The 15,077-nt window shown below is 61.2% G+C and carries 11 protein-coding genes; 2 read left to right on the top strand and 9 right to left on the bottom strand.

Going from position 1 to position 15,077, the window contains the following annotated elements:
- Positions 1-44 precede the first annotated feature (44 nt).
- Entirely contained in the window at positions 45-2,300 is a 2,256-nt protein-coding gene (locus NMA52_RS00140; protein ID WP_254825597.1) for a hypothetical protein, read from the bottom strand.
- A gap of 82 nt (positions 2,301-2,382) precedes the next feature.
- Between NMA52_RS00140 and NMA52_RS00135 the strand changes: the two genes are divergently transcribed.
- A complete protein-coding gene (locus NMA52_RS00135) occupies positions 2,383-4,596 on the top strand; it encodes a patatin-like phospholipase family protein (protein ID WP_254825596.1) in 2,214 nt (737 codons plus the stop codon).
- An 18-nt stretch (positions 4,597-4,614) separates the two neighbouring features.
- Positions 4,615-5,487, top strand: a complete 873-nt coding sequence (locus tag NMA52_RS00130; RefSeq protein WP_254825595.1) for an SDR family oxidoreductase — start codon at positions 4,615-4,617, stop codon at positions 5,485-5,487.
- On the opposite strand, the gene nth is transcribed toward NMA52_RS00130, so the two are convergent.
- The 8 genes from nth to NMA52_RS00090 form a co-directional block, all read right to left on the bottom strand.
- Complete coding sequence (nth, locus tag NMA52_RS00125; protein ID WP_254825594.1) at positions 5,435-6,127, bottom strand: endonuclease III; 693 nt, start codon at positions 6,125-6,127, stop codon at positions 5,435-5,437. The two genes, NMA52_RS00130 and nth, sit on opposite strands and share 53 nt — an antisense overlap.
- Positions 6,128-6,160: 33 nt before the next feature.
- Entirely contained in the window at positions 6,161-8,650 is a 2,490-nt protein-coding gene (locus NMA52_RS00120) for a M56 family metallopeptidase (protein ID WP_254825593.1), read from the bottom strand.
- On the bottom strand, positions 8,647-9,006 hold the full coding sequence (locus NMA52_RS00115) for a BlaI/MecI/CopY family transcriptional regulator (protein WP_254825592.1): 360 nt from the start codon (positions 9,004-9,006) through the stop codon (positions 8,647-8,649). The genes NMA52_RS00120 and NMA52_RS00115 overlap by 4 nt, the downstream gene beginning before the upstream one ends.
- A 74-nt stretch (positions 9,007-9,080) precedes the next feature.
- Positions 9,081-10,355: a PAS domain-containing sensor histidine kinase gene (locus tag NMA52_RS00110; protein ID WP_254825591.1), complete on the bottom strand. Its 1,275-nt coding sequence runs from the start codon at positions 10,353-10,355 to the stop codon at positions 9,081-9,083.
- Between the two features lie 17 nt (positions 10,356-10,372).
- Positions 10,373-11,680, bottom strand: a complete 1,308-nt coding sequence (locus NMA52_RS00105) for a sigma 54-interacting transcriptional regulator (RefSeq protein WP_254825590.1) — start codon at positions 11,678-11,680, stop codon at positions 10,373-10,375.
- 126 nt (positions 11,681-11,806) lie between these two features.
- A complete protein-coding gene (locus NMA52_RS00100) occupies positions 11,807-12,985 on the bottom strand; it encodes an ABC transporter permease (protein ID WP_254825589.1) in 1,179 nt (392 codons plus the stop codon).
- Between the two features lie 35 nt (positions 12,986-13,020).
- Positions 13,021-14,352, bottom strand: a complete 1,332-nt coding sequence (locus tag NMA52_RS00095; protein WP_254825588.1) for an ABC transporter permease — start codon at positions 14,350-14,352, stop codon at positions 13,021-13,023.
- 55 nt (positions 14,353-14,407) lie between these two features.
- Positions 14,408-15,073 carry an ABC transporter ATP-binding protein gene (locus NMA52_RS00090; protein ID WP_254825587.1) on the bottom strand — a complete coding sequence of 222 codons (666 nt, stop codon included), beginning with the start codon at positions 15,071-15,073 and terminating at the stop codon, positions 14,408-14,410.
- Positions 15,074-15,077 lie beyond the last annotated feature (4 nt).

Genomic DNA, 15,077 nt, shown 5'->3' with positions numbered 1-15,077 from the left:
TTGGGAAGGAGAACCCACCAGCCGAAGGACGGTTTAACTTCGCTCTACCGCCCCACGAACCACGCGAAAGTCCGGCACTCGGCTATGAGCTCGTCGTAGAAGTCCGTATCCGCGTAGGAATCTCGCAGCAATCGAAAATAGCTGAAGGGTCGCGCGCCGCCCGGCCGCCCCAGGGCATAGTGTTCGTTGCGTTCCGTCTTTGCCGCGTAGTAGGCGGCCAGGGCGGCGGCCTCCCGGTCCGGAGCACGGCGCAGGGCGCGTTCGAAGTAGTAGCGCGGCTGGTCCATGGCAAAGTTCTCCTGGTTGCCGAGCGGCGCACTGGGGTGGGAAAACGTCCGGGTCGGGGTGCGGGCCGCCGCGGCACGCACGGCGCTGGTACCGGAACGGAAAGCATCGGCGAACCGCCAGTTGTAGCTGAAGTAACTCAAATTATACAAAGCCAGACCAATGTTGAAATAATTGCGCGCGGCGATGGTGTCGTTGGTGGTCCGGTCGGCCTGCTCCTCCAATTCATCGAGCCGTTCCAGCAGTTGCAGCTTATTGTAGGTCGCCTGATCGGCGGCGGGGGTGAAGTTCACCCGATCGTCCAGTTGACGGACGAAGGGGGCGAAACGGCCGTAGCGTTCCAGCTGGTCCACGGGAATACGACGGTAGATCTCGATGGCCGTCTTCCACTGCCCGCGTTGCACGTAGTCGTTGGCGATCAGGTGGTTGATGTCGGCGGCGGCGTGGGGACCGATGCGATCGCGGAGCAGGGCCCGGTCGAAGCGGTTGCGGTTCAGACTGTCGGCCATACGTTCCAACTCGCGCAGGGCATCGATGGAGGGGTTCTTGCGGATCGCGTCGAAGCCGTAGCGCAGGAGATCGGCCTTGGCGGTGCGACCGTTCCGGCGGTAGGCGGCCTCGAGCTTGTCGTTGACCAGCCGGCGAAAATCGGGGTACGCCGCCTGCATTTCGGGATCGGTCAGCAGGTCGTAATAGCGCAGTTCCGTGGAGTCGGTGACCCGGCTGAGCTCCAGCACGTCGATCACGTCGCCCAGAATGGCGAGTTGTTGCCGGATGGTGTCGTTCTCCGTTCGTCCACCCAGTTTGGCAAAGGTTTCCTCGGCGAAGAAGTAGTCGCCGGCTAGCATTTCCAGTACGCCGCGGGCGAGCAGCCAGAAATCGGGGTCGTTGCTTTTCCGCTCATCCACCACGCGATTCACGAAGGTCTGCAGTTCGATCAGGCGCTCGGCGGCGCCGGGCCGGGGCTGGTAGCGGCCGGCACGAAAGTTGGCCCCCAGGAGGTCGCGTTCCAGGTCCTGCAGCTCCCGCATGGTCAGGAGTTCGAGCGAGCGATTGGCGGGTTCGTAGGCGTAGATGTCGCGCATCTCCTCCAGCACCACGGCTCGCCCGTTGTGGGCACGGAGTACGTGCAGCATGGCCCGTTCGTGGTCGTTCTGGCACAGCAGCAGGGCCTGCCGCCACTGCTCGTCCGTCTGGATCCGGAAACTCAGGTAGGCGCTTTCGCGGCGACTGGGACTGCGTTCGAAGATGCGGCTGAAGAGGTAGGCGGATTCCGCTATCCGTCCCAGAGATTGCAGCGCCCCGGCCCGGTGCCCCTCGATCCAGTCGTAGATCAGGCTCGGGTCGGCGCCGATTTTCGGCATCAGGTAGTCGTACAGTTCGAGTACGTAGTCGTAGGCCCGCAGGTAGTGCGCCAGCCGGATCAACTGGTAGGCGTAGCGCAGGCGGACGTAGTGACTCTCCGTGCGGGGAAACACCTCCAGTCCCTCTTCCAGCAGGGCTTCCATTTCCGGGCGGTTGAGGGTACGCTGTTCGAAGGCATCGGCGGCTGCGGTCACGAAGGGCTCGCAGCGCTTGGCGAAGAGCAGGTAGTCGAGCACTTCGGTGCAGCGGGCTTCCAGCAGGTGGCGGGCAAATCCGTTGGCCTGCAGGGCGGGGGGCAGGTCGGCGAGGCGGGCCTCGGGCTCTGCCAGCAATCGCTGCAACTGTTGCAGTAGGTTCAGATTGTTATCGTAGACGATGGCGTCGATTTCCCCTACTTCCGCCTGGTCGCAGAAACGCTCGTGCCACTCGGCAATATTCAGGGTCCGCTGGAGGTTAGCGGGTTGGGTAAGCCGGTCGCGGTACACCTCCCCGAAGTGCAGGAAAAAGGGCGCGAGCTCCGTATCGTAACCCACCACCCGCGGATTCAGGAAGCGGTACGCGTACGACGAAGGGGCGGGTCCGCAGGAGCCACGCAACCCCCCGGAAGCCAGCACGCCCAGTACCAAGCAAACCACGACACGATAGAGCATCCGGCAAGATAGAACGCTTAATGGTAGATTGCCATCCACTCACCCACTCCCCTTCTACTCCTCCCCCATCCACTCACCCCCAATGCCCACCAAACTTACCCTGCTCTTCCTGGTCCTACTTTGCTCCTGCGTCCGCGCCCAACCGAATGACCTGAAGGTCGGACTGGTCCTGAGTGGCGGAGGCGCCAAGGGCTACGCCCACATCGGCGCACTGCGGGTGATCGAAGAATCCGGGGTACGGGTCGATTACATTGGCGGCACGAGCATGGGGGCCATCGTCGGCGGACTCTATGCCGCCGGCTACAGCGCCGATCAGCTCGAGGAACTCCTGCGCGGCATCGACATCATGGGGGAGCTGCAGGACGCCGTGGCCCGGGAAGACCGAACGATCTACGAGAAGCTGTACAACGAAAAATACCTGCTGTCCATCTCCATGCAGGACTTCGGCATTCAGCTGCCTACGGCCCTTTCCGACGGGCAGCGCGTACACGATCTTTTCGCGCACTGGACGGCCGACGTAGGCCACATCCGCGATTTTGACCAACTCCCTATCCCCTACCTCGCCGTGGCCACCGACCTGGAAACCGGTGACGGAGTAGTCATCGAAACCGGCATGCTCGCCGAAGCCATGCGGGCCAGTGCGGCGCTACCCGGCGTCCTGAGCCCCTACGAACTCAACGGTCGCCTGCTTACGGACGGCGGCGTCTCCAACAACTACCCCGCCGAGGAGATCAAGGCCAAGGGGATGGACTACGTACTCGGCATCAGCGTGGAGGCCGACCCCCTCAAGGCCGGAGAGATCAAGAGCGTCGGCGACCTCATCATGCAGATCGCGTTCTTCCAGGCCAACCGCCGGAATCTGGAGCAGTACGAAGTCACGGACCTCGACATTAAGCCCCAGCTGGATGGCTTCTCCGTCCTGAGCTTCAGCGACATTGATACGCTCATCAACGCCGGCTACCGCGCCGCCCTGGAGATGAAGCCGCAGCTCGACTCCCTGGCCGCCCGCCAGCGGGCCACCACCACGACCCGCGATACCAGCGCGGCCCCCGTGCCCACCTACTTCAACGTCAACAAGTCGACCATCTCCGGTGCTGAGGAACTTTCCGACCGCCAGATCCTGAGCTACTTCGAGGACAAACTGCCCGGCCTCATCACCTGGGAAGACTTCCGCAAGGGACTCACCGCCCTCCACGTCACCGGCCGCTACGCCAACATCAACTACCGCTGGAAACTTACGGAAGGCGCGGCCGATGGCGTGGACCTGGACCTCATCTTCGAGGAGCGCCCCTCCTTCGGACAACAACTGCGACTGGGGCTCCACTACGATCAGGAATACCGCGCGAACCTGCTCGTCAATCTGACCATGTACGATCTCTTCATCGACAACACCATCGCCAGCCTGGACGTCATCGCCGGCAACCGCCTGCGCTACCGTTTCGATTACCGCATCGACCGCATTAACGGCACCGCCTTCGGGCTCCGCAGCCGCCTTGATTACGCCGACGTGGGCTTCGACGTTCAGGAAACCCAGAACGAGGGACTGGGCATCGTATTCGACCGACTCGACTTCCGCTTCTCCGATCTCAACGCGGAGGCCTACTGGGATCTACGACAGACGCAGAACAGCTTTACCGGCATCGCTTCCGGCCTGAAGTATTACTCCACGACCTCCGACCAGCTGGCTTCGGCCGATACGTCCGGACTGTTTTCCCTCAGCAACGACATCTTCTCCGTATCGAAGCTGTACTTCCTGTACGATAAACTCAATCGTCCCCACTTTCCCCTCCGCGGCTTCAGGATCATCGCCGAAGCCCGCGCCATCCGCGAGCTCTCCGGAAACGACAACGGCTGGGCCCTCAACGGTGACGTTGACTTTATGGGTCTACTCCCCCTCGGGGAAAAACAGGCCCTGGGCCTCGAATTCACGGCCGGCGGCTTCCTCGATGCCAGCAGTCTGCCCTACCGCTACTACCTCGGCAGCAACAACCGACAACTGATGAACAACTTCAAGCCCTTCCCGAGCATCGATCTCGGGGAGGCGTCAGGCAGTAATCTGCTACTGGCCGAGCTGTTCCTGCGGCGGCGGTTGTTCACCAACCACTACCTGCACCTGGGTGCCCGCGCGGCCCGGATCGGTAACCCGGAGGCTTTCCCGAGTTCCATCGATGGTGCCTTCATCGGCGCCGGTGTCCTGGGCTACGGCATCGACTCCCCCCTGGGGCCCATCGAGCTCACTTATGGCTACGGCACGGAGGGCGGCCAGCTATACTTTAACCTCGGCCACTGGTTCTAGCGACCTTATCTTGACCGGATGAAAGATTTCAACGGCAAGGTGGTGGTCATCACCGGCGCGGGATCCGGAATCGGCCGCGAACTGGCCCGCCAATTCGCGGCCCGCGGCGCGGTACTCGCCCTCAACGATCTGCACGATTTGACGCTGGACGAAACCTGGCACGATCTGCCCGCCCCCGCCCGGGGGCTCCGACGGGCCTTCGACGTGGGCGACCGCACGGCGATCGAAGATTTCGCGCAGGAGACGCGGCAGTCCCTGGGGCGGGTCGATGTCATGATCAACAATGCCGGTATGAGCGTCCGCCAGCAACCGGCCGCCGCTATCGCGATCGAAGACTACGAAACGACTTTGCGGGTGAATCTCTGGGGCGTGGTTTACGGCTCCCTTGCTTTTCTGCCCTACCTACGCGAACGCGACGGCGCCAGCCTGGTCAATATCAGTAGCGTCTTCGGGCTATTCGCCTTTCCCGGATCGGGGCCTTACAATATCAGCAAGTTCGCCGTGCGGGGCTTCACCGAAACCCTGCGGGTGGAATTCGGGAAGTTGCTGCACGTCTGCTGCGTTCATCCGGGGGGCATCGCCACCAACATCCACCGCAATGTCGCGATCGACGACCCACAGGAACGTGAGCGTTTCATTCGCAACTTCGATAAGCAGGCCCGCACCACGGCGGCGGAGGCGGCCCGTCAGATCATCCGGGCCGTCGAGCGGCGGCAGCCCCGGCTGCTGATTGGTCGCGACGCATACTGGATCGACAAGTTTACCCGCCTGCTGCCGGGCAGCTACGAGCGCATCCTGGCGCGGTGGTACAAACCGGAAACTTTTCTGGGCCGCGCCGCTAGGCGGGGGGATCCACCCGGCGCTGCCGGAAGTAGCGGCAGCGTTCGCTGACCACGCACTGGCCGCACTTCGGGTGGGAGTAGGTGCACACCCGCTGTCCGTGTTTGAAGAGCAGCTTATGGAAGTTCAGGAGCTCGTCGGCGTCCTCGGGCAGCATCTCCAGCAGTGTGCCATGGCTCTTCGCCTGGGTGATCTTAGCAGGCAAGATGCCGTAGCGAGTACTCACCCGGTGCACGTGGGTATCGACCGGCAGCACGGGTTTACGGAGGGAGAACAACAGAACGAAAGTGGCCGTTTTGAACCCCACTCCGGGCAGTTTCATGAGCAGTTCCTGGGCTTCCGCGACGGGCATTTCGGCCAGGAAGTCGAGATTGGGCGATCCGTATTCATCGATGACGTGAGTTAGGATCTCCTTGATGCGGGGGGCCTTGATCTCGGGCCAGCGACTGGTCTGGATGCACGCTTCGATGCCCTCAACGGAGGCTGCCGCGACCCCGGCCCAGTCGCCGTAGGTAGCGAGCAGTTTTTCGTAGGCCGCCCGCTCGTCGGCGTAGTTCGTGCGCTGGCTGAGGATCGTCGCGATGAGCTGGTCGATCGCCGACTTCGTACTGTAGCGGGTCTGGCGACCGTAGGTTTCCTGCAGGGTGGCGACGAGGTAATGCAGGTCGGTATCGGGTTGGAGGGCGGGCATACCTAGCTAAAAGTTACCCCGCCCCCCGGATGTTTAGCGGCGGGCGCGGCGCACGATCTTGTAGTCGATCATGTCGCGCAGGCTATCGCCGTCGCGGCGGTTTTCCCGGATGAATTCCGGCGTAACCTGGTGGATGCGTAAGTCGATCAGGGTACGGAAGGGGATCTGCCCGTAACCGAGATCGGCGTAGGAGCGGACGAAGTCGGGCGTCACGCCGTGGATGCGGGCGGTCGTGAAGTCTTCGGTATTCAGGTCGGTGTAGCCGAGATCCCGTAGTCCGCCCACGAATTCGGGGGTCACACCGTGGATGGTAAAGCTCTGAATATCCCGCAGACCATCGAAATCCAGGCCAAGCTCCTGCATTTCCCTCACCCGACGGGCGTTTACGCCATGGATCTTGGCGGCGACGACTTCCCCGAGGCTCAGGTCATCAAATCCCAGGTCAGCCAGCTCCCGGATGAATTCTCCGTCGACCCCGTGTATGGTAGCCGTGCGGGCTTCCTCCAGGGTGAGATCCCCCAGGCCGGCGTCCCGTAACTCGCGGACCCGGGGGCCGGTAACGCCGTGAATGCGGGCCGCGACGATGTTGTCGGTGCTCAGGTCTTCGTACCCCAGGTCAGCGAGTTCGGCGGCGTACTCCGCGCTGATGCCGTGGATAGCGAGTGGCATTACCTGGTCCAGGTCGTCGACGGCGAACCCAAGCTTTCGCATTTCGCGAATGAACTCCGGCTCTACACCGTGAATTTTTGCCTGTAGCACTTGGTCGAGGGTGAGGTTTCTGAATCCGAAACCGGCCAGTTGATCTATGTAAGCCTTGTCGATATTGAAGATGCGGAGTTGCACGACCTTATCCAGACCGGGCTTTCCGAAGCCGCCGGCCGCCAGTTCCTTCGTTACGGCTTCGAGGGAGGCGCGGTCGATACCGAATACGGCCACCTGTATGAGTTCGTCTTTTCCGGCGTTGTACTCCCGCTTCAGGTAGCGCACGTAATCCACCGTGACGTCGGTGAAGAAGAAATGCACCCAGCTGTGCTCGTCAATACTCGCGTACCCGAGATCGGCCAGGGCGCGTTGGTAGTCGGCGGCGGGTTCGTAGGTGAAGGAGCCCATGCCTTCCTTTCCGTCGAAGAGGCCGCGGAGATTCAGCGTGCCGGCTTCCCGGCGTACCGAAAAATTACCGATCTCGTTACGCGGCAAGTCGCCCAGGTCGGCCGTGGAAAAGCAACGTTCGGAAGTAGTGTTGTGGTAGCCGTTGCCGTCGCGTACGACGAAATTGAAACAGGTGCGGTCACCATCGATACGGGCGGTCCAGCTGCGGGTGGTTTCCGTGTGCGCCGGAGCGGGGGGTGGCGGCGGGGGCGCGGGAGCCGGCGGAACCGGAGCGGGAGCGGGCACCGGAGCGGGTGTAGGCGTCGGAGCGGGTGTAGGAGACGCCACGGGAGCGGGAGCCGGGGGAGCCGCGGGAGCGGACGGGGCCGGAGGTGCCGGAGGTGCGGGGGGTGGTGGTTGCTGGGCTACGGCATTGAAGGAACTGAGCGAGCAGAACAGAAGGGCGGGAAGGAGAAGGTACTTCCAGCCGGTGCGGGTAGCGGATCTTTTCGTTTTCATCATGATTATGCGTTGTTCGAGAATTTGATTGTAGTGGGTAGTCAGGCTGTACGTATGCCGGGGCGCGGCCACCCGGAGCAGGCTCAACTGGTAGTGCACGGGGTCGGCTCCGTGACGCAGGACCTCGGCGTCGGTGAGGTATTCAAGGTTGTGCTCCACGGCGCGGCGGTAGTACCAGGCGCAGGGGTTGCACCACTGGACTACGAGCAGTAGTTCGGCCAGCATGATATCCAGACTATGACGCTGCCGCAAGTGGACGCGCTCGTGATCGAGAATGCAGCGCAGGGTGTCCGCATCGTAATTATCGGGATTCAGGTATACCCGGTTGCCGAAGGAGTACGGCCCCTCGTTTCCCTCGAGTAGTACGACGGATAAATCCCCCATCCGGCAGCCCGGACGGCGCAGGGTGCGCCCGATAAGTCTGGCCACCTGCAGGAGGAAGTGTAGGCCGAAAAGTAAAACGCCCCCGAGGTAAGTGTACCAAAGAACGGCGGTCCACGACGGAGCAGGGTTAATTTCCGTGGTCCCGTCCTTGCTGACGCCTGACTTTTCCGGGTCCGTCGGTCGTACCCGTTCCGTGAGCGTGGGCGACGGTTGCGATGTGGAGAATTCCGGTTTGGGGAGCAGCATGTCGGCTGAAGCCGACGCTACACGGGGATGCAGCATGGCGGCGGAGGGGGACGCTGTATGGGAAGGCAGCATGTCGGCTGAAGCCGACGCTACACGGGCTGAAGCCGACGCTACACGGAGGGACAGCGCCGCCGGCACCGTGATTAACGGCAGAAGGAGGCAGGCGACCATGCTGCCCAGCAGCAGCCGGCGGTTGCGGACGAAATGGGTTTCTCCGCGGAGCAGGAAGTGGTAGTAAGCCGCGCAAACGGCGAGTAGGAGTCCGGCGTGAAGGAAATAATTCATGGCTGCTGTTTGATGAGGCGGATCAGGCGCTCCAGCTCCTCGGTATCGAGCCGTTGCTCCCGGGCAAAGTAGTTGACCAGCTTCATGGGGGAGTTGTCGAAGAAGCGCTTCACGACATCGTCCACCGCCTTTTTCTGGTACTCTTCTTCCGCAACGACGGGAAAGAAGCGGTAAGCGTTGCCTATTTTCTCGTGAGCAACGAATCCTTTTTCCTCCAGAATCTTCACCATCGTGGAAACCGTGTTGTAGTGCGGCTTCGGTTCCGGCAGTTCTTCGATGATTTCTTTCACGAAGGCGCGTTGCAACCTCCACAGTACCTCCATCAGTTGCGCCTCGCGCTTAGCTAATCGTTGCATGTCTACTAATTGATTAGTACCAATGTAGTACTAATAGACTAGTATTGCAACTAATTGATTAGTATTCTTAAATTTTACCGGGCAAAAGTCACCGTGAAGCGGGTCCATCCGTCGGCGTCCGTACGGAGGCGGTAGGTGGCTTGGTGGGCGGTCAGTATGTCGCGGGATAGGGTAAGGCCCACTCCCTGCCCGGCGTTCTTGGTACTGAAGAAGGGGGTGAACAATTTATCGCTGACCTCCGCCGGGATACCGGGCCCGTCGTCGGCTATGGTAAAGGACGGGGGGTTATCGCGTAGGGATAGTTCGATCCGTCCATCGGTGCCGATGCTCTCCCGGGCGTTGGTCAGCGCATTGATCAGCACCTGCTCGATCTGCCCGGCGTCTACCTCGGCGTAGACCGGATGATCGGGGACGTCATAGCTAAGTTCGATGTTTCGTGCCCGCAGCATTTCCTGTACCACCCCGCCCGCCGAGCGAATGAGTTTTATAAGATCGGTTCGGGATCTTTGGGGGTTCGGCAGTCGTACCACCCGGGCAAAATTGCGCATGAACTCCGTCAGGTTCTCCGCACGGTTGATGGCGGGGGGTAAGTATTCCGTAGCCAGCTCCGGCAAGTGAGGGTCGTGCTCCGTAGCTATATCGTGTAGGGAGCGCAGCAGGGATACGATGGCGGCATTCGAGTTATTCACCTCATGGGCCATCATACGGATCACCTTCCCGTAGGCCTCTTTCTCGGCAAGCAGCAGGTCGGCCGTAACGTCCTGCAGCACCAAAAATCCCCGTTCGAAGCCCCGATCGACGAAGTCGGCCCGTTCGGTGTGAATCCGGCGGTTATTCGGAGTAGTGAGCACCCTTTTCTCCCCCGGCGCCAGTTCCAGGGCCGGTTGGAGTACGGTAAGGTCGAAGTCCTGGTCCGTTTTGCGGTGGCGGGACACCCAGGGGTTGACCGACTCCACTCCTCCGTCAAAATCAAGAATTACGATACCGACCTCCGCCGCGCCGACCAGCCGGTCCAGGAATTCCTCCCGCTGCCGACCGGTGATCCGTTCCTCGCGCAGTTGGTCGATCATACGGTTATATACCTGACCGAGTCTGTCCATCTCGGGGCTACCGGTAGGGATCATCTTGACGGAGAAATCCTGATCCGCCAGTGCCCCCACCCCTCGACTCAGCAGATCCAGGGGTGCAACCAGCACTTCGTAGAGCCGGTAGCCCAGGTAAGCCGACAGCAGCAGGATCATTTCCGCCAGCAGGAGTACCGGTCCGCGCCCGATCACGAAGTAGGCCATTACCCCCAGGAGCAGGTGCAGGACGGTGAGGTAGAGAATGTATTTGGCGGCGGCGGACAAGGGAGCAATATGAAATTTTAAATTTTAAATTTCTCGATCCTTCGGTACAGCGCCGCGCGGGTAAGGCCCAGCTCGCGGGCCGTGGCACTGATCTCTCCGCCGTTACGGTCCAGGGCCGCCCGGATCATTTTGATCTCCATCTGTTCCAGGGTGATGCCGGAGGGCGCGAAGTTGGAGACGGAAGGTGAGGGGCCCGTCGATTGGCGTTCGAGTTGGGAGACGTCGATATCCTCCGCGGGGGAAAGGATCACGGTACGCTCGATCAGGTTCTGGAGCTGGCGGATATTACCGGGAAACTCCTGCCGCCGCAACCAGGAAACAGCCTCCGGTCGAAGCCGCAGGGCGGGCCGGTCGTACCGCCGCCGGGCGCTGTGCAGGAAGTGCTCGGCCAGGCGGGGAATATCGCCCGGACGTTCGCGCAGGGCGGGCAGGTGAAGGTGGATCAGATTGATGCGGTACAGCAGATCTTCGCGGAAGGTGCCGGCAGTAACCATTCCGTGGAGGTTCCGGCTGGTAGCGCTGATGATGCGTACGTTCGTTGGGCGGGGCTTGCTCTCCCCCAGGCGCTCGTACTGCCGCTCCTGCAGTACCCGCAGCAGTTTCACTTGAGCGGCGGGCGCCAGATCGCCGACTTCGTCCAGAAAGAGCGTGCCGCCCTCGGCCAGTTCGAACCTTCCCTGACGGTCCGTGCCAGCGTCGGTGAAGGCCCCGGCTTTGTGACCGAATAGTTCCGATTCGAATAATCCGGCGGGGATGCCTCCCAGATTCACGGCTACGAAGGGCGCTGTGGATCGCTTACTCGCCCCGTGGATGGCCTCCGCCATCAGTTCCTTGCCCGTACCGCTCTCGCCCGTAATGAGTACCGACGCCTGGGTACCGGCCACGCGCCTCGCCTGGTCGATCACGTGAGTTAGCGCCGGAGAAGCACCGATGAGGGTACCGAAGGGGTCAGCTGCTCCGGGCTGCTCCCCCTTTGGGGGTCGGGGGGTCGTTGCTCCCGCGTTCCCGCCGCCGTCCCCGATCTGCGTACGTATGGCGTTCAGGAGCTCGTGATTGTCCCACGGTTTAGCGATGAAATCGCGGGCGCCCGCTTTCATGCCCTCCACCGCCAGCTGTACGGTGGCCCAACCGGTCATCTGGATGACGGGAAGGTTGGGAAATTCGGTCAACAGTTCGCCCAGTAGCTTCATTCCGCCCCGACCGCTGGTCTCAATGGTAAAATTGAGGTCGAGCAGTACCAGATTCGGCCGGAACTCCCTCACCGCCGCCAGCGCCTCCGCCGGATAGTGGATGCACCGCACGGCATACCCGGCCCGCTTGAGCAAGAGTTCAAGGCTGGTGCAGACGGTGCGGTCGTCGTCGATGATGAGGAGGCGGGGCAGAAATTGAAAATTTTAAATGCGAAATTTTAAATTTAGCGGCCATGCTCGCTCCGCTCGTGGGCTCGCCGGTTATTCTTCGTGGAGGACGAGGGCCGGGTGAAGGCGGGCGGCCTGTCGGCTGGGCAGCAGCGCGCATACCGTGACGATGAGCAAGATAGTCGCGATAGCCGCCACGGCACCGAGGTAAAAGTACTTCGGCGGGATCGGCAGTAACTCCAGCAGGGGGACCTGCACGGCGAACAGCGTACCCAGTAACAGCCCGGCCGCCGTCACGAGGAGCACCTCTCTGACGAACTGGGCGGTAATTTCACCGGGGGTGGCACCCATGGCCTTGCGCAAACCGATTTCGGCGCGACGGCGGTTGATCTGGGTGAAGAGGACGCCGAAGAGTCCCAGGGCGATGTTGATGAGCAGGAAGCCGGAGATGATGAGCATAATGACCAGCGGGATAACTACGGGTCGATTGGCCTTGATGCGGTCGGCGGCCATGTCCCAGATTACGACATCGGTACTTTTGGTGAGTTCTACCAGACTGCGGTAAAGGGGTTCCTGTACCGCCGCCATCCGGCCGGGGTGGGTACGTACGATGAGCATCTCGAAGGGTTGTTCGTTCCGGTCCTGGTCGGCGTGGGAAAAGAAGGTGAGGGGCACGTTTTCGGCAAAGTTGCTCTGGTACTTGAAGTCGCCGATAACCCCCACGACGCGGTGGGGCCCATTGATGGGTAGGACGGAGTCGATGAGTGTCGGGGCATCGGGAAAATACTCGTCCCGGAAGGCAGCATTGACCACGATGGGGGGATATTTAGCGTGCTGATCCGATTCGTCGAACCACCGCCCCTCGCGGAAGGACAGTTCGGCGGTTTCCGCGAAGTGCTCGTCGGCGAACATCATCTGGGTGGAAATGAGAAAGCCGTAGTTATCGTTGCTGGTCTGCCAGGTGTTGCCGCCAAAGGGGTTCACCGGTCCCAGCCAGGTGACGGCGGCTACGTCCGGCAGATTCATCACTTCCTCCCGGATGCGGCGGTGAGCTTCCACTACGCCCGCCGAGTCGAGCTGATCGTTTAAGTCCAACCGCACGCCCAGGCTGTGTTCGTAGCTGAACCCCAGGGGCGAGCGGTAACGGTCGAAGTTGTACAGGGTAAAGGTGTACACGCCGAAGAGCACGATGAAGGCCAGCAGGATCTCCAGAAAGATCAGCACGTTCGCCCGGCGTTTGTTCCACATGAGCTTCAGGAGGTGGGAAAGCATAGATTGATCGTTTTGAAGGGTCAGAAATGAAGGAGCTATCCCCGCAGGGCGGTGGCCACGTTGGTACGGCTGACGCGGAAGGCGGGGAGTAAGCCGGACAGCAAACCGAAGAGCAGGATGACCAGTAAGTAGTAAAACACGACCCGGTAGGAGAGCGACAGGCGGGTAAGGCCGAGCAGGTCGTTGGCGTTGACGTAGCGTATGAGCCCGATGGCCAGCACCAGGCCGATCATGCCGCCGATAACCGTAATCACCAGGTTCTCGAAGATGAACTGAAGCAGAATATCCCGTCGGCCCGCCCCAAAGGCTTTGCGGACCCCGATCTCCGCGCGCCGTTCGAATACACGACTGACGTTCAGATTGATGAGGTTGATGAGGGGCAGGGCCACGAAAAGCAGGATCAGGGCGGTCAGGGGAATGAAGAGTATGCGCATCGCCTTGCGGGGATCCTGCTCGCGCACCGTAGCCATGGCGTACCCTTCTACCACGGTGGCGTTCATGATCTCCAGCTTATTGTAGTTACTCTCGGCCGGAAATTGATAATTGGCCGAAATGAAGTCGATCTCTTCCTTGATGGCCCGTCGCCCCCCGGGAGTGGCCGCTTCGAAGACGGCGCTAAACCCTCCGGACACGTCCGTATCCGCCAGTGCCCGCGCATCGATGGTGGTGAGGGGCAGGTAGACGTCACCGGCGAACATGGGACTGTCGGCCAGCGGGCGGTTCACGATACCCGCTACCGTGACCGTGCGCCGCCCGAGTTCCATTTCGCGGCCGATCAGCTCCGGGCCGAGCGTACCGAAGTATTCGCGTGCCGCCCGGTCGGTCAGTACCACCTTCGCTGCGGCGGCCTCGACGTCCTCTACGGTGAAGGGGCCTCCGTACAGAAATTCGAAATCCAGCACCCGCCAGTAGTCGGCGTTGGTGTAATAGCTCGAAAAGGTGTACTTCCGCCCGTCGATGAAGCCGTCGGTGAAACTGCCGTCGTTGTAAATGGCAACCCGCTCGGCGCTCTCTAGGTCGGCCAGGTTGTCCATAATGAAGCGGTAGCTCATAGGTCCGTTGGAGTTGGAGACGGTCCGTTCGGTAATTTCTTCGGTCGTATCATAGCGAAGTTGACCGTCGGCGAGCGACAGGGTATCCACGATCAGGCTGGTGTCGGGTACGGTAAGAAGGCGCTGGGCCATGGGCGATACCACCAGGTAATCCCGCTTCGTAAGCGGTCGGTTTTTCCCCAGTCCCGCATCGAACAGCGAGGTCAGTACCATCAGGATCATCAGCGTAAAACTGATCCCGAACAGGCTGATAAAGGTGTAGAACGGCTTGCGGCGCAACACCTTAAGGGCAAGAGTTAAGTAGTTCTTGATCATGGCGGTAAGAATTTAAATTTTTAAATATCAAATTGTAAATCTGAAATTTTAAAATTCAACTCACCCGTTCGCCGTCGCTCAGCCGTACGAGTCGATGGGTACGTTTGGCCATACGCTCATCGTGGGTAACCATCACGATGGTGGTGCCGAGTTGCTCGTTAAGCCGGGTGAGGATGTCCATGATCTCGCCGCCCATGTGGCTGTCGAGGTTGCCGGTCGGCTCGTCGGCCAGGATGATGTTAGGCTTACCGACGATGGCCCGGGCGATGGCGACCCGTTGTTTTTGACCGCCCGAAAGCTGGTTCGGAAAGTGGGTGGCCCGGTTGCTTAATCCTACGTGGGCCAGTGCCTCCCGGGCCAGCTCGCGCCGCTCCTTGCCCCCCACCCTACGGTACAGCAGTGGGAGCTCGACGTTATCGATTACCGACAGGTCATTGATCAGGTGGAAGCTCTGGAAGATGAAGCCCAGTTGCTCGTTGCGAAAGCGGGCCGTCTGGCTGCCATGATAGTCCGTCACTTCCCGGCCGGCCAGTACGACGGTACCCTCGCTCGGCTCGTCGATCAGGCCCATGATGTTCAGCAGGGTCGATTTTCCACAGCCGGAAGGGCCCATGATGCTCAGAAACTCCCCCTTCGGCACGCTGAGGTTCATGTGCTGCAGAGCCAGAGTTTCGATGGTATCGGTGCGGTAGGACTTGGAGATGTTGTTGAGCTGGATCATTGTT

Source organism: Lewinella sp. JB7, from assembly GCF_024297185.1.
GTDB lineage: Bacteria > Bacteroidota > Bacteroidia > Chitinophagales > Saprospiraceae > Neolewinella.
The sequence above is the reverse complement of the archived record's forward strand: the minus strand, read 5'-3'. Positions and strand labels throughout refer to the sequence as shown.

What these genes read in the sequence shown, in the direction of transcription:
- NMA52_RS00140 (WP_254825597.1), bottom strand. Translation starts at nt 2,300, where the DNA reads ATGCTCTATCGTGTCGTGGTTTGCTTGGTACTGGGCGTGCTGGCTTCC.
- NMA52_RS00135 (WP_254825596.1), top strand. Translation starts at nt 2,383, where the DNA reads ATGCCCACCAAACTTACCCTGCTCTTCCTGGTCCTACTTTGCTCCTGC.
- NMA52_RS00130 (WP_254825595.1), top strand. Translation starts at nt 4,615, where the DNA reads ATGAAAGATTTCAACGGCAAGGTGGTGGTCATCACCGGCGCGGGATCC.
- nth (WP_254825594.1), bottom strand. Translation starts at nt 6,127, where the DNA reads ATGCCCGCCCTCCAACCCGATACCGACCTGCATTACCTCGTCGCCACC.
- NMA52_RS00120 (WP_254825593.1), bottom strand. Translation starts at nt 8,650, where the DNA reads ATGAATTATTTCCTTCACGCCGGACTCCTACTCGCCGTTTGCGCGGCT.
- NMA52_RS00115 (WP_254825592.1), bottom strand. Translation starts at nt 9,006, where the DNA reads ATGCAACGATTAGCTAAGCGCGAGGCGCAACTGATGGAGGTACTGTGG.
- NMA52_RS00100 (WP_254825589.1), bottom strand. Translation starts at nt 12,985, where the DNA reads ATGCTTTCCCACCTCCTGAAGCTCATGTGGAACAAACGCCGGGCGAAC.
- NMA52_RS00095 (WP_254825588.1), bottom strand. Translation starts at nt 14,352, where the DNA reads ATGATCAAGAACTACTTAACTCTTGCCCTTAAGGTGTTGCGCCGCAAG.
- NMA52_RS00090 (WP_254825587.1), bottom strand. Translation starts at nt 15,073, where the DNA reads ATGATCCAGCTCAACAACATCTCCAAGTCCTACCGCACCGATACCATC.